Below are 20,818 nucleotides of genomic sequence, written 5' to 3' on the forward strand. Positions count from 1 at the left end.
AGATGTCCGGCTCTGCCGGTACCAACACAGTCCGCTCCGCCGGTGCCGGCGCGGCCGGAACGGCCCAAGCGGGCAGCGCTGCCGGCGCGGTCGGCAGCAGTGCCCCGGTCGGCCACGGCCTGCGGACCGACAGCGTCCGCTCCGGCCATGGCCGTTCCGCCCGGGTGCGCCCCTACGCGATCACCCGGGGCCGGACCAGGTTCGGCCGGGTGCTGCTGGTGGAGACCCTGGTCTCGGCGCTGAACCGGCCCGCCGACCCGGAGGACCGCAGCCTGCCCGAGCTGGCGATGATCTGCGACGTGACGCGCGGTCAGATGCGCTCGATCGCGGAGATCTCCGCGCTGCTGCGGATCCCGCTCGGCGTGGTCAAGGTGCTGGTCAGCGACTTGGCCGACCAGGGTCGGGTGCGGGTGCACGGAGCGGACTCGGCCGAGCTGGTGGAGGGTCCGGAGAGTGAGGTGCCCGCGACCAAGCGGGTGCTGCTGGAGAGGGTGCTGGGTGGACTTCGCAAGCTCTGAGGCCGTTCCCGGGGTCCCGCTGGTCGCGGGCTCGGCAACGTCCACCAAGATCGTGGTGGCGGGCGGCTTCGGTGTCGGAAAGACCACGTTCGTCCGGTCGGTCTCCGAGATCCCGCCGCTGACCACCGAGGCGGTGATGACCGAGGCCGGCGCCGGGGTGGACGACGCCAGTGCCGTGCCGCAGAAGAAGTCCACCACGGTGGCGATGGACTTCGGGCGGATCAGCCTGGCGCCGGACCTGGTGCTCTACCTGTTCGGCACCCCCGGGCAGGGGCGGTTCTGGTTCATGTGGGACGACCTGGTGCGCGGTGCGGTGGGCGCGGTGGTGCTCGCCGACACCCGGCGGCTGGCCGACTCGTTCCCGGCCCTGGACTACTTCGAGGGCAGCGGTCTGCCGTTCGTGGTGGCGGTCAACCAGTTCGACGACGCCCCGGTCTACACACCCGACGCGGTGCGTGACGCGCTCGGGGTGGCGGCCCGGGTGCCGGTGCTGATCTGCGACGCCCGGCACCGCGCGGCCACCGTCGAGGTGCTCACCGCCCTGGTGGAGCACGCCCTGGCCGCGGAGCCGGCCGCGGTCTGACGGTCCGTTGCCCGGCCGGGTCGTCCGCTCTGCCGGGCGGTCCGCCCTGGCACCCCGTTCACCACCTCTCTCCCAGCACAACGAGCAAGAAGGCAGGCAGCGATGCGCAAGATACTGATCGTCGGAGCCGGGCAGGCCGGACTCCAGCTGGCGCTGGGCCTCCAGTCCAACGGCTACGACGTCACGGTGATGACCAACCGCACCGCGGACGAGGTGCGCGACGGCCGGGTGCTCTCGACCCAGTGCATGTTCGACACCGCGCTCGGTCTGGAGCGCAAGCTGGGCCTCAACTTCTGGGAGGAGGCCGCGCCGAAGGTCGAGGGGCTGGGTGTCTCGGTCTCCGGTCCCGAGTCGCAGAGGGTGATCGACTGGGTCGGCAGACTGGACGGCCACGCGCAGTCGGTCGACCAGCGGATCAAGATGGCCGGCTGGATGGAGGCCTTCGAGCAGCGCGGCGGCAAGCTGGTGATCCACGGCGTCGCCGTCTCCGACCTGGACTACTTCTCGCGCAGCCACGACCTGATCCTGGTCGCGGCCGGCAAGGGCGAGCTGGTCTCGATGTTCGGCCGGGACGCCGCCCGCTCCCCGTACGAGACCCCGCAGCGCGCGCTCGCCGTGTCCTACGTGCACGGCCTGGGCCCGCGCCCGGAGCACGACTTCCAGGCGGTGCGCTGCAACCTGGTGCCCGGGGTCGGCGAGCTCTTCATGATCCCCGCGCTGACCGGCACCGGCCCGTGCGACATCATGTTCTGGGAGGGCATCCCGGGCGGTCCGGTGGACGTCTTCGGCGAGGTCAAGGACCCGGCCGAGCACCTGAAGCTCACCCTGGACCTGATGAAGACCTACACCCCGTGGGAGTACGAGCGCACCTTGGGCGGGGTCGAGCTCACCGACGCGGGCGCCACGCTGGCCGGCCGATACGCACCGGTGGTGCGCAACCCGATCGGTGAACTGCCCGGTGGCGGCCTGGTGCTGGGCGTGGCCGACGTGGTGGTGGCGAACGACCCGATCACCGGGCAGGGCTCCAACAACGCCGCCAAGTGCGCCGCCGTCTACCTGGAGGCGATCCTGGCGCACGGCGACCGGCCGTTCGACCGCGCGTTCATGCAGGACGCCTTCGACCGCTACTGGGACGACGCCCAGCACGTCACCAAGTGGACCAACGCGATGCTGGCCCCGCCGCCGGAGCACGTGCTCAACCTGATCGGCGCCGCCGGTCAGCTGGCGCCGGTGGCACACCGGTTCGCCAACGGCTTCGACAACCCGGCCGACTTCGAGCAGTGGTTCTACGAGCCGGAGAAGGCGGGGGCGTACCTGTCCTCGATCACCGGCTGACGGGCGCTCACCGCTCCACCACCCGTTCAGCGCACCATCCCCACCATCGGCTAGAGTCCGGCGTGATCGAACAGCTGATGGTGGGGGAGCGGGACCGATGAGCACGGACGACACGACGCCGAATCCGTGGGCGGCGCCGACCGCGCCTTCTGCGCCCACTGCGCCGACGGTCCCGGTGCAGGGGGCGCCGGTGCAGGGCGCGCCGAGCCCGTGGCTGCCGCCCGGCGGCTCGCCCCCGCCGGGCTGGGACCCGCGGGGGCTGCGCCCGCAGCACTCCGGTACCAACGGCCTCGCCATCGCCTCGCTGGTCACCGGCCTCAGCTGCTGCCTGTGGCCCGCCGCCCTCGGGCTGGGCATCGGTGCGCTGGTCCAGCTGCGCAAGCGCCACCAGCGCGGCAAGGGGCTGGCCATCGCGGGCGTGGCGCTGGGCTTGCTGGGCCTGCTCGTCGGGATCGTCTCGACCACGCTGGTGGTCGTCAAGGGCAGGATCAGCCTCACCGGCAAGACGAAGACCACCGAGCAGTTGCGGGTCGGCGACTGCTTCACCAGGTCGCCGTTCGGCAGCCAGGTGGTCACCGTCGCCTGCGACATGCACCACGACGCCGAGGTCGCCGCGGTGGTCCACCTCTCCGCGTCGAGCTTCCCCGGTTCGGCGGCGGCCCAGGCCGACGCCCAGCAGCTGTGCGATGCCGCGGACTTCTCCTACGTCTACGACCTGTGGGCCTGGAGCCGGACCCTGCGGGCCGGCGAGTACGCGCCGACCAGCCAGGCGCAGTGGAACACGGCCAAGGGCACCGCGGTCTGCTACCTGACCGACAGTGCCACCGGCGGGCGGACCAGGCCGGTGCGGGACGACGCGAGCACGCTGAGCACGGATCAGTACGCCTTCCTGAACGCCGTGCACAATCTCGACCTCGATGCCAGGTTGGCCGGCCGGGACCGGGTCAAGGCGGTGGCGAGCGACCTGCGCAACGCGCAGGCGGCCCTGGAGCGGGTCCGGTGGACCGGTGCGCGCCCGGCCGCGGTCACCACGTACATCGCCCAGCTCGCCGCCGACCAGCCCAGCTGGCAGGCGGCGGCCCAGGACACCACCACCCCGGTGGTACAGCTGCTCACCCGGCTCACCCCGCAGGACCCGACCGTCTACGAGAGTGCCGCCCGCACCGCCCTCGGCCTGCCGGACCGCGACGGCTCGGACCTCACCGTCCCGCTGCCGCAGGCGCTGTGACGGCCACGGGAGCTGTGACGGGCGCAGCGGTCCGACGCCGCAGGCTCGCCGATCTGCCCGGCTGCGAGCGCGCGATGCTGGCCGTGCACCGGGCGGACGGGTACCCGGCGCAGTGGCCGACCCGGCCCTCGCACTTCCTCCGCCCGGCGGACCAACTGGCCGCCTGGGTAGCGGTGTCGGGGGCCGGCGAGGTGCTCGGCCACGTGGCCCTCGGGCGCGACTCCTCGGCCGGCGAGCAGTGGACCGGCCTGCACGGCGGCGACGGCACGGTGGCGGTCAGCCGGCTCTTCGTGGACCCGGCGGCCCGCGGACAGGGCCTGGGCGAGCGGCTGCTGGCCGCGGCCGTGCGCCAGGTCCGGCACTGGGGGCTGGTCCCGGTGCTGGACGTGGTGGCCGGCAGCACCCCCGCGCTGCACCTCTACCGCTCGCTCGGCTGGCAGGAGTTGGCGGTGGTGACGCAGGAGTGGTCCGGCGGTGTGACCGTGCCGGTGCACTGCTTTGCGCTCAACTCCCCAGCGGACGACGGGCGATGACGTCGAACAGGTGCCAGTGCTTGGGGCCGCGGAACGAGTCGCCGTCCGCGTCCTGCTCGTCCAGCCGCACCACCTCCAACCCGTCGAACAGCTCCTCGATCTGACGTCCGGTCAGATAGCTGCCCGGCTGCTGCCCCCGGTACGAGTCGTGCTCGCCGAAGAGGTTGACCGCCAGCCATCCCCCTGGGCGCAGGGTACGGCGGACGAGTGCCCACAGGCGCGGGAGTTCGGCCGGGTCGGCGTACGGGAGGGAGTAGCCCGCGTAGACCAGGTGGGCGTGCGGCAGCGCCCGGACCAGGCCGAACGGGACGGCATGCACGGTGAGGCGTTGCTGGTCCTCGGCGCGGGTGTGTGCCCGTACCTTCTCCGCCGTGTCCGGCGCCATGTCCACCGCGTGGACGAGGTAACCGGCCCGCAGCAGCGCGTCGGTCTCCCGGCCCAGCCCGCAGCCGAGGTCGATCGCGGTGCGCCCCGCCCCCGGGCCCGCCAGGGCCAGCGCCTCCCGCAGCAGCGGGCGGACCTCACGGGTCTGCTGGGCGTCGTTGTACTCGGTCCAGTGGGCTCGCGCGTAGCTCGTCACGGAAAAGAAGTTACCGGCGGGGCAATCGGCTTGGTAGCGTCCGGACATGCTTGATCATCGTGCGCCCGTCACCCCGTCCGACCTCACCGCGGCAGTGGACTGCCTGCTGGCAGCCCTGGGCCCGGCGGCCGCCACCGCCGGCCCGGCCGACTGGTCGGTGCCGGCCCGGGAGTCGGACTGGACCTGCTGGGAGGCGCTGGAGCACCTGGCCGACTGCCTGCTCGCTTACGCGCTCCAACTCGGCCCGCAGCAGCCGCCGCTGGACGACTACGTGCCGCTCGCCTGGGCCCACCGGCGGGACGGCGGCCCCGGGACGGCGATCGCGGTGGACCCCTCCTCGGGCCCCGTCGGCCTGCTGGAGGCGATCGCGGCCACCGGCGGGGTGGCAGTGGCGATCGCGGGCGCACGGGGGCCGCAGGTGCGGGCCAAGCACAGCTACGGGATCGCGGACCCGGAGGCGTTCGCGGCGATGGGCGTGGTGGAGACGCTGGTGCACGGGTACGACGTCTGCGCGGCGCTCGGCGTCGAACTGCGGCCGCCGGCCGAGCTGTGCGCCCGCACCCTGGCCCGGCTGTTCCCCGAGGTCCCGGTCGGCGAGGACCCCTGGCAGGCCCTGCTCTGGGCCACCGGCCGGATCGACCTGCCCGCCCTGGGCGAGGGGCGGCGCACCTTCACCACCTGGCACAGTGCGCCGCTGCACGAGGGGGAGTAGTCGCGTGTCGCTCCGCAGGCTCACCCTCGCCGCCGGGCGCGAGCTCTCGCTGTTCGAGTACCGGATGAAGGCTACCTACGCCGGCCTCCTGGAGGGCTACCCGAACGCCCGGCTGAACGAGAACCGCCTGCGCCTGCTGGAGCGCAGGGCCGCCGAGGCGTTCCCCGGCAGCCCCGTCCACCTGATCCCGCCGGTCGTCAGCTACCCGGACACGCGGCCGGGCGCCTTCGGCCCCGTCGCGGAACTGCCGTTCGTCGCCTGCCTCGCGCACTTCGAGTCCGGGCCGGTGGAGCCGGGGCACGATGCCGTCTCCTACCGCTCGGCGCTGACCGTCCTGTGGTTCCAGGACGACCTCGACACCGCGCTCGAGGACGTCCCCGGCCTGCTGGCCCTGCCGTGGGAGGAGCTGGCGGCGGACTACGAGTGGTAGGGGTCGCCAGCGGGGCTTGCGGAGTGCCCACTGGCAGGGGGCGAAGTCCGGCCCGTCCAGGGAACAGGTCACTCACCCCAACAACTGGGTACTCGCGCACCACCTCCGGGACCGCGCTCGTCCAGGACCCGTGCCACCTGCTCGTCGGCGCTCAGGCCCCGGTTCCGGCAGAGCAGGGTCCGGCGATGCGACTGCCGCGGAGTGATCGGCGGACGGGGCTCGACAGATACCTCTTACTGAGAGCTAAACTGGACCCATGAGCGAATCCACCGACGACCTCGCCGACGAGTTCTCCGACCTGCTGGTCGGGGTCCGGCGGTTGGTGCGGCGCAGGCTGCGGGAGGGGCAGATGGAGCCGCGGCTGCGGGGGGCGCAGGTGGAGTTGCTGCGGCTGGTGATGCACACCCCCGGACTGCGGGTGTCGGAGGCCGCCAAGGAGCTGTTCCTGGCGGGCAACTCGGTGTCCACGCTGGTCAACCAGCTGGTCACGGCCGGTCTGCTGGTCCGCGAGGTGGACCCGCAGGACCGTCGCGCTGCCCGGTTGCAGGTCACCGAGCAGGCGGTGGCGCGGCTGGCCGCCTGGCGGGCCAGGCGGCAGGCCGTGATGGCGCAGGCGGTGGCCGGCCTGCCGGCGGAGCAGCAGGCGGCCCTGGCGGCCGCGCTGCCCGCGCTGCGCGGCCTGGTCGAAGAGCTGAGGCAGGAGGGGTGACGATGGGGCAGGACGAGGACGAGGACGAGCCCGGCGCGGCCGTGGTCTGCGAGGGGCTCGAGTTCGAGTTCCGGCACGGCAAGGGCCAGAGCACCAAGGCCGTGGACGGGGTGGACCTGACGGTGCGCGCCGGTGAGGTGTTCGGGCTGCTCGGGCCGAACGGGGCGGGCAAGACCACCACGATCCGCGCCATCACCACGCTGCTGCCGGTGCCCGCCGGCATGGTGCGGGTGTTCGGGCACGACGCTGCCCGGCATCGGATGCAGGTCCGCCGACTGCTCGGCTACGTGCCGCAACAGCTCTCGGCGGACGGCGGGTTGACGGGGCGGGAGAACGTCGCCCTGTTCGCCCGGGTCTTCGACGTGCCGCGCGCCGAGCGGGCCGCCCGGGTGTCCCAGGCGATCGCGGCGGTGGACCTGACCGAGGCGGCGGACCGGATGGCGTCCAGCTACTCGGGCGGCATGGTGCGCCGGCTGGAGCTGGCCCAGGCCCTGGTCAGCGCCCCGCGCCTGCTGGTACTGGACGAGCCCACCATCGGCCTGGACCCGATCGCCCGCACCAGCGTCTGGGACTGCGTGGACGCGGTGCGCAAGGCCACCGGGATGACGGTGCTGGTCACCACCCACTACATGGACGAGGCGGACCACTACTGCGACCGGATCGGTCTGATGGACCGTGGACGGATCCGCGCGCTCGGCACGCCCGCCGAACTCAAGGCCCAGGTCAGCGCCCAGGATGCGGCGCTGGACAACCCCACCCTGGACGACGTGTTCCGGTTCTACGCCGGGCGCGACCTGGGGCACAGCGAGAAGGAAGGAGAGTTCAGCGATGTCCGCCGCACCCGCCGCACCGCGTCCCGCGTCGGCTGAGCCCGCCCGGCTCCCCGATCTGAGCCTGCTCCTGGTCCCGCCGCCCGCCCGCAGCGGCTGGCGCCTGGTGCCGGCCCGCGTGCAGGCGATGTGCGCGGTCGAGCTGCAGAAGCTGCGCCACGACCGGACCGAGCTGTACACCCGCGCCGTCCAGCCCGCGCTCTGGCTGCTGATCTTCGGTGAGACCTTCAACCGCCTGCACGCGATACCCACCGGCGGGGTCCCGTACCTGGACTACCTCGCCCCGGGGATCATCGCGCAGTCGGCGATGTTCATCGCGATCTTCTACGGAATCATGATCATCTGGGAGCGCGATTCCGGCGTGCTGACCAAGCTCCTGGTCACCCCGACCCCGCGCGCGGCCCTGGTCACCGGCAAGGCCTTCGCGGCTGGGGTGAAGGCGGTCCTGCAAGCGGTGGTGGTCGTCGTGATCGCCGCCCTGCTCGGGGTGGGCATGACCTGGAACCCTCTGCGGCTGCTGGGAGTTGCCCTCGCCGTCCTGCTCGGCTCGGCCTTCTTCTCCTGCCTCTCCATGAGCATCGCCGGCATCGTCCTCACCCGGGACAGGCTGATGGGAATCGGCCAGGCCATGGCTCTCCCGTAACCTATTTACATGGATGAAGGGGAGAACCAGACAGACCGTCAGCCGGAACGAGCGCGGCGCCTTGCGAAGTTCGTGGTGCCCCGTCAGCGGGGACACGCGCGTGTCGACTGGTCCGGGGAGACAGCCGCACTGTACTGCCGCATCTCGCACGCCAGCGACGACGATCAGACCGGCGTTGACCGCCAGGAACGCATCTGCCGAGACATTGCGGAACGCCTGGGGTTGGAGGTCGTTGCCGATTGGGTGTTCGTGGACAACAACCGGTCGGCATGGAACCGAAACCGCAAGCGGCCTGGGTGGGACGGCCTGCTCAACGCCGTTCGAGGCGGGCGCGTCCGGCACATCATCACGTACCACCCTGACCGCCTCATGCGTCAGCCGCACGATCTTGAAGAGCTTTTGCACCTCTCTGACGAGCACGACATCACTCTTCACGGGCAGGCGAACCGGCGGAACTTGGCCGACCCGGACGACCGCTTCTTTCTGCGCATCGAGGTAGCTCACTCGTGCCGGTCCAGTGATGACACGTCACGTCGACTGCTGGATGAGATGGTTGACCGCGCCCGGGACGGGAAGCCGCACGGCGGGAAGCGCCGCTACGGCTACACCCCGTCGGGGCTGGAGATCGTAGCCGCCGAGGCGACCATCGTTCGTGAGGTCTTCTCCAGGTACCTTGACGGAGACACACCCCAGAAGATCGCCAACGACCTGAACCAGCGGAACGAGCTAACCGCACTCGGCAAGGAGTGGAACCCCCACACCGTGCGTGCCCTGCTGGACAGCCCGCACGTGGCGGGCATCCGGGTCTTCCGAGGCGAGGAGATTGGTTCCGGGGAGTGGCCGGCCATCATCGCCCGAGGACTCTGGGAAGAGGTTCGCGACCGCCGGTCCTACCGTGCCAAGGCCGAGCCCGCGATCCAGAGCCAGCCTGACCGGTTCTACCTCTTGCGTGGAGTGGTGGTCTGCAAGCGATGCGCCGTGCGCATGGCGGGATCTGACGGTAAGTACCTCTGCGGACGCAGCCAGCGCACCGACTCGGCCTCATGCGGCCGGAGCGTCTCGGCTGCCACCTTGGAAGCCTTCGTGAGGGATGCCGCAATCAAGATTCTGGAGCGCTTGGACGTCACCGGGAGCGATGCACCGGCCCGCCTCTCCGCGAGTGATCAGGCAGCCATTGAGGCCGACCGCCAGGAGCTGAGTGATCTCAAAGAAATGTGGGACGCACGCGAGCTGACTACCCGTGAGTACCGCGCCATGCGCAAGACCGTCGAGGACCGCATTGCGGCGGTTCAGAAAAAGCTGATCGTTCGTCCGGTGGTCGAAGTCTTGGCCGGGCTGGTCGGCCCAGACGCCGAGCGCAGTTGGAAGGCCCTTGAGGAGGCGAAGGCCTATCAGCGGATGAACGCAGTCATGCGGTTCCTGTTCTCAGCAGTGATCATCGATGCGTCGAGCCTTCGAGGCCGGACCTTTGATTACGGCCGAGTTGAGATCGAGCCCAATCCCATCTTCACCTGACCAACGACAGCCGGTTGGGATCCTTGGAGAAGGATCCCAACCGGCTGTCAGTCGCTTTCTACGTCCTGGCATAGCTCCAGGAGTCGCGCCAACCGCTCTGCGCTCTCAAAACTGATCTTGCGGGGAAACCGAGCGCACACCCGTTCCAAGTGCCATTCACGGCTTTGGCGTTCGGCACTTGGTCCGTTCGTGTCAGTGGCCGGCCTACGCCCCGCCGCCTCAGGTTCCATGATCAGCCCCCGCCTGCCGAGGCCGCTCAGCCCCGCCGGATCCCCGCCGCGCCCCACCCACCCACCCTGGGATCAGGTAGTGCCTGGCGAGGTCGCGTGCCCGCTTACGCTCAGCGGCCATTCCGGCAGCGATCTCGGCTTCCGCGACCGTGTGCCCCGAGCCCGCGAACCACCAGGTCGACACCGTGACTTCGTCCACCCCGGCCGGGGCCAGCCCCTTGGCCACCCGCACCCAGGCCTGCCGCTCAGCCCGCAAGCTCTTGAACGTGGTCGAGAACACCCGGGTCTTCGTCAGGCAGTGCCCCCGGTACCCGAGCTGGTGAGCCACCGCCCGAAGCCGCAGCCCGGCCAGCTCCACCAGGCCGCCCAGCCGCCAACACGTCCCGATCAACGCCCGCACATGCCCTGTGACGGACAGTGAGGCGATCTGTTCCGCTCCGCGGATTGGCCGATCGACCGACCCCGCACCGTCCACACCCTTGGTGGTGTACTTCGCCAGATACGCGGCAACCTTCTCGTCCACCGCCCCCTGATCACCCGTGCTCGTGATCGCGTGCACATCCAACTGCGTGCCGAACCCGAGCCGCCGAGCCCCGACCGCCGCCGACTCCGGCACCCGCAACGCCACCGCCAACGCGGCCGAACGGACCACCTGACCCAGCAGCCCGGCCGACGCCCATCCCGGCGGAGCCTCACCCGGACCGGACGGCCCGTCGAACCGCAGCACCGCATGGAAGTGGACCAGGCCCCGGCGCTGGTACTCCGCAACCTTCGCCGCCGACACCCGCACCAGCCGCCGCACCTCGCTGCGACCGACCCCCGCATGCCGCGCAACGTGGTGGTACAGGTTGTCGGTGAACGCCTTCCACAAGGCCCCGGCGTGCGCGTTCCACAGCACGTGCCCCGTGTAGTCGTAGCAGCCGGCGCACAGCGGCTGACCCACCACCGGATCCGTCTCGGTGTGCTGGCCGCCACAACCGAGCGAACGCCCGTGCTCGCAGCTGGCCCGGCGGTACCGGTGACAGACGCCCGCCCGGTGCACCGCCCCGAAGCTCGGAGCCGTGAGCGTGGCGAACACCATCGGCCGCCGTGCCACCGCCCCCGGGACGCCCTTGCCGCCCACCAGCCCGGAGCGGACCACCTGCCACGCATCCCCCTGATACAGGCGCGAGCACGGCTCACAGCGCGTCGCCCGACGGTTGCGGCACCGCACCGCCAACCGGCCCCCCGGCTCATCACGGGTCGAGTACCGGCGCACCAACTCACCCGTCACCCGGTCGAACGTCTGCGAGCCCCCGGCCAGGTACACCGGATGAGCACACCCACCCGTCGCCGCGATCTGCTCCAACCACCGCTCACGGCCCGGCATCTGCCCCAGCCGCACCAGATCCCGATCACACTCACTCAGGGCCCGAAGCCGCGCGTCCCGGGCCAGGAACGCGCGGCGGGCCACCACCGAATCGAACGGACTACCGCTGTGCACCGTCATGGCGGATGACTCCACTCAAAGCAGGGCCGCCGCCCCGGCCGCACCAGGCACAACCCGGCACGGCCGAAAGCGACGAACGGACACGAGACAGGGATTGGTCGTGGTCGCATGGGAACTCCAGTTCGAATAGAAGAAGGCAGGTCCGGGCTCACAAGTGCCGCAGCACCCACGTGACGATCGTGGTCACCGGCTCCACCAGGTGAGCTCGGTCCAGGTACAGCCGCAGCGCCCTGGCTACCGAGAGCCGCCAGGCGTGTGCAACACGCCACATGCGCACTCCAGTTCGATTCAATAGGTGTGGGTCAGGCCCTGGAGCAGCCACTCCACGACCGCGAAGACCGGCGTGGCCAAAACCGTGCGGTCCAGGCACATCCCGAACAGGGTCAGCAGGACCAGCTGCCAGGTCAAGATCCAACCGACCCTGTTCAGCAGGACGATGGCCGCGAACAGCAGGCCCACCAGCGGCAGGGACACGCTCACGCCGCACCACCCCCGGCCGCCCACAACTCATCCAGCCCCGGGGCCAGGTGCGCGTACTCCTCCGCGACCTTGCGCGCCTGCTCCACCGTGACCACGTGCGTGCGCGCCCGCAGGAACCCGCCCGTCGACGTGTCCGACACCAGCGCCGTGCCCGGCATGTCGGCACTGATCGCCTGCACCGCGTCCACCGCATCCGGAGCCGTGTCACCCAGCACCATTTCTGCCGTGCCCTTGTCCAGCACCCGGAACGCGATCCGCCCCGCCAACTGCGACCGGATCGCCGTTGCCCCAGGCCCCAGGTCCGAACCGAACCGCTGCCCCGCGACCACCAGGTGCACCCCCAGCGCCGCGCCGAGCTGACCGATCCGCAGCAGCGCCGTCGAACACTGCGCCACCTCGTTCTTCTCCGCGCTGCTGGCCATCAGGAACAACTCGGCCACCTCGTCCACGAACACCACGATCGGCACCGGCTGCAACAGCCTGGGCAGCTCCCACACCGAGCGCACCCCCTCAGCCCGGCACCGCGCCATCCGACCAGTCATGATCTCCACCAGCCGATCCAGCAGCGGCCCCGCCTCAGCCCGACTCGACGCCAGCGCAGTCAGCCGGCGCTCGAACAGCCCCAGCTCCATCGCCCCCTTCAAGTCGATCCCCACCAGCGCGACCTTCTGACGCGCCAACTGCGCCACCAGCGCGGCGATCAGCGTCGACTTACCCGAACGAGTCGCGCCCACCGCCAGCACATGCGGGGTCTCACGCAGGTTCACCCGCCACCACACACCCGTCTCCAGGATCCCGACCACCGCCGAGAGCCGGCCCGCCGAGCGCACCTGCGGCACGAACGGCACCGCCAGCGGATCCCACGCCTGGGCCCGCAACACCACGAACCCGCGCTTCTCACTGATCGCCCGCACCGCGAACACCCGCCACGCGTGCACCATCGCCTCAGCCGCCGCCGCGTACTGCTCCGGCACCTGCCCCGGGTGCAGCCGCACCACGACTTCCAGGCCGCCCAGGCGCCAGCGCGGGAGGGACAGCTTCGGCTTGACCAGCTTGAGCGCGCGACCGCGCACCACCACCTGGTTCACGACCGCCAGTTGAGAACGCTTGGCCACCGACAGGTTCTGCACCTCCGCCAACCGGCGCCAGGTCCACAGCACCCGCGCCACCGCCACCGGGAACCCCGCCAGCGCCCACCACGCATGCGGGTGAGCCCGACGCAGCCACGGCGACGCCGACGCCAGACCCCCAACCACCAGCGCCCCGACCACCAGCAGCCACAGCCCCAGCGGCACCCCGTGCCCCGCCGGCGCAGCCGCCAACCACGCGACCGTTCGCATCACTTCACCACCTCCGCCATCTGATTGATCACACTGATTTCCACCACGACCGTGCGCGCGACCTGGTCCGCGAACGTCTGACGCCGCACGTGCACCAGCGGCCTGATGAACCCGAAGAACAGCGGCGCCACGTCCACGAGATGCAGACCCAGGCGCACCAGCGAACGCGCCACCCCCACCGGACGACCCGTGTCCTCATCCACCGTCACAATCCCCAGCAGCCGCTGCCCCAGCGACTGACCCGTAGCCCCGCGCTCCGCCGCCTGCCACACCAGGAAGCCCAACCCACAGACCCAGTAACCGGACTGGAACCACGACTGCATCTGCACCCCCAGCAGCAGACCCACCGCCTGAACCAGCGCGAACACCGGCCGCGCCACGTACAGGAACGTCGTGTACGCGCTCATCACCCCTGTAGCGATGGACAGTTCGAGCAGGGCCGCCGCCGCCCGCGCATTCGGCGACGCCAACCCCGGCAGCGCCTGCTGCCGCGCCTGTTTCGGTACCCGACCCGGGCCGATCAGCGCCCGCCACCGTGCCTCCTGACTCACAACCCCTCCCACACCGCAGCAGAGTCGACGGCAGGCGCTGACGCGCCGGCCTCACCGTGCAGTCCGCCACCCAGGTCCATCGGGGGCAGCTCCACCCCGTGTTCGGTCGCCAGGCGCACCAACTCCGCTTCGAGCTGACCGGCCAGCACCGCCGCATCCTGGGCCATGACCGTGATCACCGCGAACAGGAACCGGTACGTCCCCCACTCCAAGCCGGGCTCAATCTCGGCCGCCAACTCACCGATGTCCGCGAGCCGTTCGCGAAGGTGGGTCCAGTCCCGCTCGGCGCTCACTTCTCCACCGCCCGCGCCGGACGAGGATCAGCCGGCGGACGGGGCGGCGTCTCCACCGCGACCGTCACCTTTTCGGCCCGGTAGGCCAGCCCCGTACGGCCGTTCATCTCCCACCAGAACGCGTCCAGGCCGTGAACCTCCACCACCCGGCCCGGCTCCACTCCCACCGGCTCACCCGCAACCGAGATCTCCACCAGCGCCGTCTTGCGACCCTCCGGCCGCACCGCGACCGTCACCGCCCACACCTGCACACCCTCGGCGTTGGACTTGACCTCGCCCGTCTCCGGATCGACCTTCGCCTCCACCGAGACGCACATCGCCACCCCGAGCCGCCCCATGTCCAACGGCAGATTCTTCAAGGTCACAGCACACCTCCACCCCCGGACGACCGACCTAACGTTAGGCAGTCGTCATGATGAATTTGCTTGGAGGTGAAGCATGCGCCCACTTGACTCCAAGCGCAAGCAGATTCATCCTGACAACAACTGAATATGATCGTGATCATGGCGTCTGATCAGCCAAGACGACCCAAAAATCTCGTTCGAAGACGACGCGACGACACCCACGGCAGGGGAAGCACATGGCGGTCCGACCCAACGCCCTCTATCAGCAGGTCGCAGCCGAGATGCGCAAGAAGATCAAGCGCGGCACCTGGAAGGCCGGCGAGCAGATCCCCACAGAGGAGAAGCTCACAGCCGCATTCGGCGTCTCCCGCCCCACCATCCGCCAAGCCGTCGCCGAGCTGCGCGCCGAAGGGCTCCTAGACGTCCAGCAGGGCCGAGGCAGCTACGTCCGCTACCTCGAACCACCCACAGAAACCGTCTGGATCGACCAGGCCGTCACTTGGGACGGCACCCGCTACGACCGCGTGACCCAGTGGCACACCGAAGGCGACCCCACCACACTCCGCGTGCGGATCGATTCCGCGGCCGCCGACTGCCTGCACGTCGAAGAAGGCGAAGCCGCCTACCTGGTGTCCCGCACCATGGTCCACGAGTCCAGCCGCACCCGGGCCAAGCACACCACGTTGTTGCCCATGGAAGCCATCGCCGGGACCCCGCTCGCCGACCACCCCGCCGTGTCCGCACCCGACGCCTACACCCAACTCCACGCCACACACGGCCCATTGCTCTGGCGCGAAGCCATCACCGCCCGAACCCCCGCTCCCGACGAACGCGCCGCACTCCAACTCACCGACACCGTGCCGGTTTTGGTGTCACAACGCCTCACGATGGCCGACAACGGCACACGCCGACTCATCCTCGAAACCACCACCGTCGGAGCCAACGGCACGAACGTGATCTACACCCACGGGCCGAGCCCGCTCTGATCTCTGCGCCCGGCAGCCGTCGAAAACTGTCTTTACCTTCTCAAGGCGGCGCGTTCGCGCCGCCGGGGGCGGCCTTGCCGCCCCGACCGGGCTGCGGCCTGGCGGCCGGTCCCGGTCGGGCGGCCGGCTCGCCCCCGACCCACGAAGACCCCCAGAAGGCAAGCCACTACGCAGAGCCCGGCTCCGGCTCACGCCGGCCGACCATTCGGTCGAGTACCTCGCACAGCCTCAGCGCCCCGGCCGGAGTCGCCTTCACGTGCACCACCCCAAGGCCGTCATCCGACCAACCCGCCTGCGCCCGAACCGCGTCCGGCCCCGTCAGGCCGAACTCACCCAGCGCCCGGTTCAGCCGGTCGGCAACGGCACGCGCCTCGCGCCACGCACCTGCGTAGTCCACCCCTGGCAAGACCGCACCACCGCCCCCGAGGAAGAATCTTCCCGCCTCGTCCCCCTCCTCAGGCGCATCCATCCCACCCGGCTCAAAGTGCTCGTTCATCCCCACCCGCCACACAGGTTGTTATCCGTTCAACAACACCCGAGCGACCCACTGTAACAACGCGGTCACGGCACGCGGGGCCGCAGCGCGGTAAAACTCCTGTGTTTTTTGGCATATGCCAGAGCGCTAAGCAGGCGCAAGACGGGACGAAGCAACGCAGAAGGCCCCGCTCGGCAGACATCGCCGAACGGGGCCCGGTGGGCAGCTGGTACTACCGGTCGCCCAACAAGCGCCGCAGAATCGGGGCGCATCGCAGGCACGCCCACACCGCAAGTGCCGGACCGCTGCGCATCGGCAGCGCGCCCACGCGCACCGGGATCAACGGGACGGTGTAGCAGCGCACGCAGTGCGGGGGGTCGATCATCATGCCGCCGCCCCCCTCACGCTGTGCGCACCCGGGTACGTGTAGCCGGGGTCCGGCTCGCCTGCCGCCACGGCATCCAGCGCGTCACGGCGGAGCATCGCGCGATACCACTCGGTCTGTACAAGCGCAGGTCGAATCAGCTCGACATCCTCACCGAGGAGGGGGCGGTTGCGTTCGATGATGTGGCGCGGCAATGGCGTCGGCAGGTCCCGCAGTCCGGCGAGAGGCACGCGGATCAGGGTGACCGGCGGGGCCGTGACGACGGGCGACGCCAGCTGTGTGCGAAGGATGCTGTGCAGGTTTCGGGCCTTCGAGGCCCGCCGCCGGCCGGTGCCAGGCATGAGCACCTGCCAAAGCCAGATGAACGCTCGAACGGTAAGGTCGGTCATGTCTTCAGCTCCACTTGCTGTAGGCCATGCCCCGGGACGGCTGCAACCGTCGCCGGGGTTCTTGCATCTCAAGCTAGCAGCCTTGACTATCCTTGACTAGGTATGGCTTTGCTTGACTTGCCTTGGCTAGTCCGGGGGCGGTTCGTCGGATGGATAGGCTTGGGACCGTGACTGAAACCCCCATTGATCACGGCTCGCCCGAACCGCCCTACCGGCAAATTGCGGCTGCGCTTATTCGGGAGATCGAGAGCGGGGCCCTGGCTGTCGGGCGCCCAGTGCCCTCTCAGCCGACCTTGGTCACTCGATACGGGGTGGCGCGAGCCACAGTTCAGAACGCGATGCGCTACCTACAGGAACAGGGCTACGTCTACACGGTTCCCAAGCGCGGGACCTACGTTGCCGACCGCAGCAAGCACCAGCAGCCTGACTGAGCACAACGCCCGCTCATGCATCACGCCGGCTGGCGATGCCGCAGGCCGAGTCGATAACCCGTCACAAACCAGCAGGCCGCATGCTCTGACTCGAACCACAGGGCTCCGTCTTGGCCAGGCAGGTGAATGACGACCCCTCCACCTATGGCCGTGGCCGTGGCGTCGGGCTCACGTTCCTTCCCTTTGGTGACATGCCCCCAACGGTGCCCGTCAGCGTTTGGCGTAGACGCCCACCGAATTTCTCTGGATGCGGCAAATCCGTATTCCATCAAACCCTCTGATTTGGGCAATGAGAAGCCCCGTTCAGCCGGGTATTGGGCCAGGCCGAACGGGGCCGCTTTCAGGCTACTCGTTGCTCAGTAGCCCCTCGCGCTCCCAGATGTCCCGAGCGGCGGCAATCCGGGACTTCTTGTCCCGACGCCACTCCTTCCGGGCAAGATCAGCCAGGAGCGGTTCTTCCACGCGATAGCACTGCGGGCAGACGTACCCGCCGACAGGGCCGTCCGTGACCGGCGTCCCACAGGTCTGGCAGTAGCGAGTGTGGTGCACATCCTGAGCCATGGTCACCACAGTACTGCCGGTGCAGCCCTAGGGAAGCAGGATCACGGGGAACGGGAAGAGGATCACGGGCACGTAGCCGGACACGTAACCGCAGATGCCGCACGCGTACTGGCCCCTGCCGTTCGAGTACATCGCAGAGCCGTCTCGGGGACACGCCATTGCTGCTCCTCCTGTCAGTGGTTCAGTTCCGGTAATTCCAGAACTGCTGGTGCACTTTCAGAACCCGCCCCGGCGTCCGGCAACCCATCGAGCGCGAGGGTAAAACCATCTCGGGGCGGGGGTCTTTGGGGTCACATCGTGAAGACAGTCATCCCGCACTTCGTGCAGCGGAGCATGTTGGCTCCGACAGGAACCGGCGTGCACGGCGGGCAGCCAGCCGGAGTGGCCGACTGAGTCTCAGCAGCCCTCACGCGGCGAGCTCGCCACGGAACAGCGCGGGCAACGCCTGGTCGAACTCGCGGGCCGCCAGGGCGTGCTTGATGCGCCGTGCCTGGTACGGGTCGCACTTCTCGTCCAGGTCGGTGGGCGCGACCCAGACGAGCGCCTCGATCTCGGCGTGCGCCTTGGCGGGGATGCTCAACGCCGCCTCCTCCTCGGGCGTCAGGGTGCCGCCGTCGAAGACCACGTTCAGACCCTCGGTGGCGCCGGTGCGAGCGTTAGGCGGCGTCTGATCCACCGCCAGGATCTGGGCCAGCCGGCGCCGGAGCCCAGTTTCCTCGGCCAGCTCACGAGTAGCGGCATCGGCGAGCTTTTCGTCCTGGTGCGCGGCGCCGCCGGGCAAGGTCGGCTTGGATCGGTAGGTGGTCTGCACCGTGAGCACGTCACCGTTCTGGTTGGTGATGAGCGTCATGCAGCCAACCCGCCGACGGGGCTGCTCGCCGGGCTCAATGTCGTGGTGTGGCAAGGTAGTTACTCCTCAATGATGTTCAGAGTGAGCGGCACGCCTTCGGGGATGTCCAGCACCTTGCGGAATTCGTCCGACACCACCCTGTGAAGCTGCTCGTGTGCGTCGGCCGCGCAGATGATAGGGAAGTCGCTCGCTCCCTCGATATCCAGCTCGAAGCCGTCGAAGCGGCGCACGGTGGCGTTGACGACGCGCGGCGCTTCGGCCATCAGGCCGCAGCGTCGAAGAAGCGGTACGACTGGTCGACCCGGGCCCGCAGGCTGACACGGCGCAGCTGGACGACCTGCCCGGGGTTGCTGCGCAGGTGGGCGGCGATCCGCTCATGGACCTCACCCATGACCGACAAAGTCGCGTCCAACTCGGCATCGGTAGCGCCGCCGATGGCCTGGGCGTCGAGCACGTGCCCGAGCTGGCGCAGGTCCGTGAGCGCGTCCAGCCGGTTGAACGGGGCCGTCAGGGTCCGGCCAGCCGTGATCCTGGGATGGTGCAACGAGACGTTCAAGGCGCATTTCCTCTCATGTCAGTTGGATGGCCCCGCCCGCGTGCAACGGAACACACGGGCGGGGCCGGGCCCGCGTCGATCGTTCTCAACTTCCCCGAACGATCGGCACGGGGGCCGTGGGGTTGCCCGTACCTGGGGCTTGGAACCATGCGAAGGCGACTACGTCCCGCATGAGTGCCTGCCGTTCCGGCCGGGTGGGCTCGATCGGAGTAGGGAGGAATGGCCCTGCCGCGCGAGCCTGGCGGGTGGCCGCAATGAACCCCGCGAAGCGGGCGGGGCCAGTCATGCCGTCAGCCACGAGGCACGTCAGGCAGGCTGATGGCAGTCTCGTCACGCGGCCTGCTGCGACGCATGACGGGCTGCAACTTGGGTGCGTCGGGCACGGCTTGGAGGGATGCAGGGTCGGTTGTCCACTCGACGCCGCCCCCAATCGGGCGGAGGTGCGCCTTGCCGCTCAGCCTGCCCATGTACCTACCCTGCCGCTCGGTGACCAAGTCCTTCACCACGTCACCCACTTGGGGCTTCGGAAGCGGCTTCGGCGGGTCAACCCGTCTTGCCACAGCGCTGCTCCTCTCTGTAGCTGAGTCGCTACCGGGGAGACATACTGTGCTCTACGCTCGGACGGTCTTCAATCGGCCACTACGGAAGGAAGAGTGTGCTTTGAGTCGAACCGTGCTGCCTCCGCCCGTCACGCCGCGCGAGCACTTCGCGACTCAACTCCGACAAACCCGCGAGGCACTGGGGCTGACGCAAAGTCAGTTAGCTGCACGCATGGGCTACTCGGCGGTGCATGTCTCGGCCGTAGAAACTGGGCGCAAGCCTCCTACCCTTCCGTTCGCGAAGAGCCTTGATCATGCGTTCGACTCGGGAACCAAGTTCGTGGACTTGTACGGCAAGATCCATGGAACGTCGCTGCTACAGGGCTTCCCGGAGTATGTGACCCATGAGGCCAACGCGATCGCGCTGCGAATTTTTCAGCCTCGGACGATCGATGGCCTGTTGCAGACTGCCGAGTACGCCACTGCGTGGGAGTCGGGCAACGTCATCCGAGGTGAGGTGACCCAGGAGCAGGCAGACTCACGGGTTGACCTACTGCTGGACCGTCAGCGCATCCTTACTGGTGCATCCCGTCCTACGCTCAGCACCATCATGGACGAGACGTGCCTTCGCCGGCCGATTGGCAGCCCTCTCGTCATGGTCGCGCAGCTTCGGCGTCTCGAAGAGCTAGCAGAGCAGCCGCGAACCACGATCCAAATCGCACCGGATTCCCTTGGGCAGGCCAACCCTCTCAATCATCCGCTGACGTTGCTCACCATGCCGGGCCGTGTGGTGCTCGGGTACACGGAAGGGCTGTCACGAGGCTTCCTGGAGCGGGACGGTGAAACAGTGGCCCGCTGGGCCGACAGCTACGATCAACTACGCGTCGAGGCGCTGTCCCGAGCTGCTTCGTTGTCGATGATCCGCAAGGTACGAGAGGACTACGAACATGCACCTTGACCTGTCGCGTGCCACCTGGCGCAAGAGCACGCACTCCGGGAGCGGTGGCAACTGCGTCGAGGTTGCCGATGGCTTCCCTGGCATCACTCCGGTGCGCGACTCCAAGAACCCCGCCGGTCCCGCCCTGGTATTTCATGACGACGCGTTCGCGGCGTTCGTCGCAGGGGTCAAGGCGGGGAACTTCGGCGCCGTCTGACTCGCGGTCCCTCTGAACCCCTGTGCAGCGCTGGAGGCTTCGCAGGGGTTTAGCGCTGCCGCGCCGTGGCTGAGCCCGGCGAGGGAGGCTTTACGCACCTTGCCGAGCCGGGACCCGAGTCGGGCAAGCCCGGGGGGCCACTCGGCCAA

26 protein-coding genes and 1 pseudogene are annotated in these 20,818 nt (G+C 69.5%); 15 read left to right on the forward strand and 12 right to left on the reverse strand.

The features are described from left to right. The first annotated feature begins 2 nt into the window (after positions 1-2). The 5 genes from C7C46_RS15980 to C7C46_RS16000 all read left to right on the forward strand — a co-directional run bounded on the left by C7C46_RS15980 (position 3) and on the right by C7C46_RS16000 (position 4,197). Complete coding sequence (locus C7C46_RS15980; protein WP_110670158.1) at positions 3-518, forward strand: DUF742 domain-containing protein; 516 nt, start codon at positions 3-5, stop codon at positions 516-518. Next, a complete protein-coding gene (locus C7C46_RS15985; protein WP_110670160.1) occupies positions 499-1,101 on the forward strand; it encodes a GTP-binding protein in 603 nt (200 codons plus the stop codon). The genes C7C46_RS15980 and C7C46_RS15985 overlap by 20 nt, the downstream gene beginning before the upstream one ends. A 102-nt stretch (positions 1,102-1,203) precedes the next feature. Then, complete coding sequence (locus C7C46_RS15990) at positions 1,204-2,436, forward strand: styrene monooxygenase/indole monooxygenase family protein (RefSeq protein ID WP_110670162.1); 1,233 nt, start codon at positions 1,204-1,206, stop codon at positions 2,434-2,436. Between the two features lie 97 nt (positions 2,437-2,533). Further along, on the forward strand, positions 2,534-3,664 hold the full coding sequence (locus C7C46_RS15995; RefSeq protein WP_146259103.1) for a DUF4190 domain-containing protein: 1,131 nt from the start codon (positions 2,534-2,536) through the stop codon (positions 3,662-3,664). 14 nt (positions 3,665-3,678) lie between these two features. Beyond that, a complete protein-coding gene (locus C7C46_RS16000) occupies positions 3,679-4,197 on the forward strand; it encodes a GNAT family N-acetyltransferase (RefSeq protein WP_245984445.1) in 519 nt (172 codons plus the stop codon). Here C7C46_RS16000 and C7C46_RS16005 read toward each other — a convergent pair. Beyond that, complete coding sequence (locus C7C46_RS16005; protein WP_220040634.1) at positions 4,169-4,777, reverse strand: class I SAM-dependent methyltransferase; 609 nt, start codon at positions 4,775-4,777, stop codon at positions 4,169-4,171. The two genes, C7C46_RS16000 and C7C46_RS16005, sit on opposite strands and share 29 nt — an antisense overlap. 46 nt (positions 4,778-4,823) lie before the next feature. On the opposite strand from C7C46_RS16005, the gene C7C46_RS16010 reads away from it, so the two are divergent. The 6 genes and pseudogenes from C7C46_RS16010 to C7C46_RS16035 all read left to right on the forward strand — a co-directional run bounded on the left by C7C46_RS16010 (position 4,824) and on the right by C7C46_RS16035 (position 9,616). After that, complete coding sequence (locus tag C7C46_RS16010; protein WP_146259104.1) at positions 4,824-5,489, forward strand: DinB family protein; 666 nt, start codon at positions 4,824-4,826, stop codon at positions 5,487-5,489. A gap of 4 nt (positions 5,490-5,493) precedes the next feature. Then, positions 5,494-5,919, forward strand: coding sequence for a hypothetical protein (locus C7C46_RS16015; RefSeq protein ID WP_110670172.1), 426 nt, complete (start codon positions 5,494-5,496; stop codon positions 5,917-5,919). Between the two features lie 256 nt (positions 5,920-6,175). After that, positions 6,176-6,628, forward strand: coding sequence for a MarR family winged helix-turn-helix transcriptional regulator (locus tag C7C46_RS16020; RefSeq protein ID WP_110670173.1), 453 nt, complete (start codon positions 6,176-6,178; stop codon positions 6,626-6,628). A gap of 2 nt (positions 6,629-6,630) precedes the next feature. Beyond that, positions 6,631-7,497 (forward strand): ABC transporter ATP-binding protein, encoded by an 867-nt coding sequence (locus C7C46_RS16025; protein WP_110670175.1) that lies wholly within the window; start codon positions 6,631-6,633, stop codon positions 7,495-7,497. Further along, positions 7,457-8,098, forward strand: a pseudogene (locus C7C46_RS16030) (ABC transporter permease); the annotation flags it as partial. The gene C7C46_RS16025 and the pseudogene C7C46_RS16030, both read left to right, overlap by 41 nt. Positions 8,099-8,110: 12 nt before the next feature. Next, positions 8,111-9,616 (forward strand): recombinase family protein, encoded by a 1,506-nt coding sequence (locus C7C46_RS16035; protein WP_110670177.1) that lies wholly within the window; start codon positions 8,111-8,113, stop codon positions 9,614-9,616. A 219-nt stretch (positions 9,617-9,835) separates the two neighbouring features. Here the strand turns inward: C7C46_RS16035 and C7C46_RS16040 are convergent, their stop codons facing one another. The 7 genes from C7C46_RS16040 to C7C46_RS16065 form a co-directional block, all read right to left on the reverse strand. After that, positions 9,836-11,335 carry a replication initiator gene (locus tag C7C46_RS16040; RefSeq protein ID WP_245984446.1) on the reverse strand — a complete coding sequence of 500 codons (1,500 nt, stop codon included), beginning with the start codon at positions 11,333-11,335 and terminating at the stop codon, positions 9,836-9,838. A 148-nt stretch (positions 11,336-11,483) separates the two neighbouring features. Beyond that, entirely contained in the window at positions 11,484-11,606 is a 123-nt protein-coding gene (locus tag C7C46_RS37330) for a hypothetical protein (RefSeq protein ID WP_281278550.1), read from the reverse strand. A gap of 17 nt (positions 11,607-11,623) precedes the next feature. Beyond that, entirely contained in the window at positions 11,624-11,815 is a 192-nt protein-coding gene (locus C7C46_RS16045) for a hypothetical protein (RefSeq protein WP_146259105.1), read from the reverse strand. Continuing rightward, positions 11,812-13,137, reverse strand: a complete 1,326-nt coding sequence (locus C7C46_RS16050) for an FtsK/SpoIIIE domain-containing protein (RefSeq protein WP_245984447.1) — start codon at positions 13,135-13,137, stop codon at positions 11,812-11,814. The genes C7C46_RS16045 and C7C46_RS16050 overlap by 4 nt, the downstream gene beginning before the upstream one ends. 17 nt (positions 13,138-13,154) lie before the next feature. Next, complete coding sequence (locus tag C7C46_RS16055; protein WP_181442378.1) at positions 13,155-13,706, reverse strand: RDD family protein; 552 nt, start codon at positions 13,704-13,706, stop codon at positions 13,155-13,157. Further along, positions 13,703-13,999 carry a hypothetical protein gene (locus C7C46_RS16060; protein ID WP_110670181.1) on the reverse strand — a complete coding sequence of 99 codons (297 nt, stop codon included), beginning with the start codon at positions 13,997-13,999 and terminating at the stop codon, positions 13,703-13,705. Before C7C46_RS16060 ends, C7C46_RS16055 begins: the two co-directional genes overlap by 4 nt. Beyond that, the gene (locus C7C46_RS16065) at positions 13,996-14,364 is read right to left on the reverse strand and encodes a hypothetical protein (RefSeq protein ID WP_146259106.1); all 369 of its coding nucleotides are present in this window, start codon (positions 14,362-14,364) and stop codon (positions 13,996-13,998) included. Before C7C46_RS16065 ends, C7C46_RS16060 begins: the two co-directional genes overlap by 4 nt. 215 nt (positions 14,365-14,579) lie before the next feature. Between C7C46_RS16065 and C7C46_RS16070 the strand changes: the two genes are divergently transcribed. Further along, a complete protein-coding gene (locus C7C46_RS16070) occupies positions 14,580-15,329 on the forward strand; it encodes a GntR family transcriptional regulator (RefSeq protein WP_110670185.1) in 750 nt (249 codons plus the stop codon). An 859-nt stretch (positions 15,330-16,188) separates the two neighbouring features. Here C7C46_RS16070 and C7C46_RS16080 read toward each other — a convergent pair. Then, on the reverse strand, positions 16,189-16,578 hold the full coding sequence (locus tag C7C46_RS16080) for a hypothetical protein (protein ID WP_110670187.1): 390 nt from the start codon (positions 16,576-16,578) through the stop codon (positions 16,189-16,191). 149 nt (positions 16,579-16,727) lie between these two features. Between C7C46_RS16080 and C7C46_RS16085 the strand changes: the two genes are divergently transcribed. Next, the gene (locus C7C46_RS16085) at positions 16,728-17,009 is read left to right on the forward strand and encodes a GntR family transcriptional regulator (protein ID WP_110670189.1); all 282 of its coding nucleotides are present in this window, start codon (positions 16,728-16,730) and stop codon (positions 17,007-17,009) included. Between the two features lie 967 nt (positions 17,010-17,976). Here C7C46_RS16085 and C7C46_RS16095 read toward each other — a convergent pair. The 3 genes from C7C46_RS16095 to C7C46_RS16105 are packed head-to-tail and all read right to left on the reverse strand — an operon-like array spanning position 17,977 to position 18,976. Then, positions 17,977-18,474: an NUDIX domain-containing protein gene (locus C7C46_RS16095; protein ID WP_281278551.1), complete on the reverse strand. Its 498-nt coding sequence runs from the start codon at positions 18,472-18,474 to the stop codon at positions 17,977-17,979. A 5-nt stretch (positions 18,475-18,479) separates the two neighbouring features. Further along, positions 18,480-18,683, reverse strand: coding sequence for a hypothetical protein (locus C7C46_RS16100; RefSeq protein ID WP_110670195.1), 204 nt, complete (start codon positions 18,681-18,683; stop codon positions 18,480-18,482). Beyond that, positions 18,683-18,976, reverse strand: coding sequence for a hypothetical protein (locus C7C46_RS16105; RefSeq protein WP_110670197.1), 294 nt, complete (start codon positions 18,974-18,976; stop codon positions 18,683-18,685). Before C7C46_RS16105 ends, C7C46_RS16100 begins: the two co-directional genes overlap by 1 nt. Before the next feature lie 660 nt (positions 18,977-19,636). Here C7C46_RS16105 and C7C46_RS16110 point away from each other — a divergent pair. Both C7C46_RS16110 and C7C46_RS16115 read left to right on the forward strand, forming a co-directional pair. Continuing rightward, the gene (locus tag C7C46_RS16110) at positions 19,637-20,473 is read left to right on the forward strand and encodes a helix-turn-helix domain-containing protein (protein WP_181442380.1); all 837 of its coding nucleotides are present in this window, start codon (positions 19,637-19,639) and stop codon (positions 20,471-20,473) included. Beyond that, a complete protein-coding gene (locus C7C46_RS16115; protein WP_110670201.1) occupies positions 20,463-20,669 on the forward strand; it encodes a DUF397 domain-containing protein in 207 nt (68 codons plus the stop codon). The genes C7C46_RS16110 and C7C46_RS16115 overlap by 11 nt, the downstream gene beginning before the upstream one ends. Positions 20,670-20,818 lie beyond the last annotated feature (149 nt).

Source organism: Streptomyces tateyamensis, from assembly GCF_003205575.1.
Taxonomy (GTDB): domain Bacteria; phylum Actinomycetota; class Actinomycetes; order Streptomycetales; family Streptomycetaceae; genus Kitasatospora; species Kitasatospora tateyamensis.

Coding starts and splice junctions, on each gene's coding strand:
- C7C46_RS16080 (WP_110670187.1), bottom strand. CDS start 16,578: ATGACCGACCTTACCGTTCGAGCGTTCATCTGGCTTTGGCAGGTGCTC.
- C7C46_RS16040 (WP_245984446.1), bottom strand. CDS start 11,335: ATGACGGTGCACAGCGGTAGTCCGTTCGATTCGGTGGTGGCCCGCCGC.
- C7C46_RS16115 (WP_110670201.1), top strand. CDS start 20,463: ATGCACCTTGACCTGTCGCGTGCCACCTGGCGCAAGAGCACGCACTCC.
- C7C46_RS15995 (WP_146259103.1), top strand. CDS start 2,534: ATGAGCACGGACGACACGACGCCGAATCCGTGGGCGGCGCCGACCGCG.
- C7C46_RS16085 (WP_110670189.1), top strand. CDS start 16,728: ATGGATAGGCTTGGGACCGTGACTGAAACCCCCATTGATCACGGCTCG.
- C7C46_RS16100 (WP_110670195.1), bottom strand. CDS start 18,683: ATGGCCGAAGCGCCGCGCGTCGTCAACGCCACCGTGCGCCGCTTCGAC.
- C7C46_RS15990 (WP_110670162.1), top strand. CDS start 1,204: ATGCGCAAGATACTGATCGTCGGAGCCGGGCAGGCCGGACTCCAGCTG.
- C7C46_RS16020 (WP_110670173.1), top strand. CDS start 6,176: ATGAGCGAATCCACCGACGACCTCGCCGACGAGTTCTCCGACCTGCTG.
- C7C46_RS37330 (WP_281278550.1), bottom strand. CDS start 11,606: ATGTGGCGTGTTGCACACGCCTGGCGGCTCTCGGTAGCCAGGGCGCTG.
- C7C46_RS16070 (WP_110670185.1), top strand. CDS start 14,580: ATGGCGGTCCGACCCAACGCCCTCTATCAGCAGGTCGCAGCCGAGATG.
- C7C46_RS16035 (WP_110670177.1), top strand. CDS start 8,111: ATGGATGAAGGGGAGAACCAGACAGACCGTCAGCCGGAACGAGCGCGG.
- C7C46_RS16010 (WP_146259104.1), top strand. CDS start 4,824: ATGCTTGATCATCGTGCGCCCGTCACCCCGTCCGACCTCACCGCGGCA.
- C7C46_RS16025 (WP_110670175.1), top strand. CDS start 6,631: ATGGGGCAGGACGAGGACGAGGACGAGCCCGGCGCGGCCGTGGTCTGC.
- C7C46_RS15980 (WP_110670158.1), top strand. CDS start 3: ATGTCCGGCTCTGCCGGTACCAACACAGTCCGCTCCGCCGGTGCCGGC.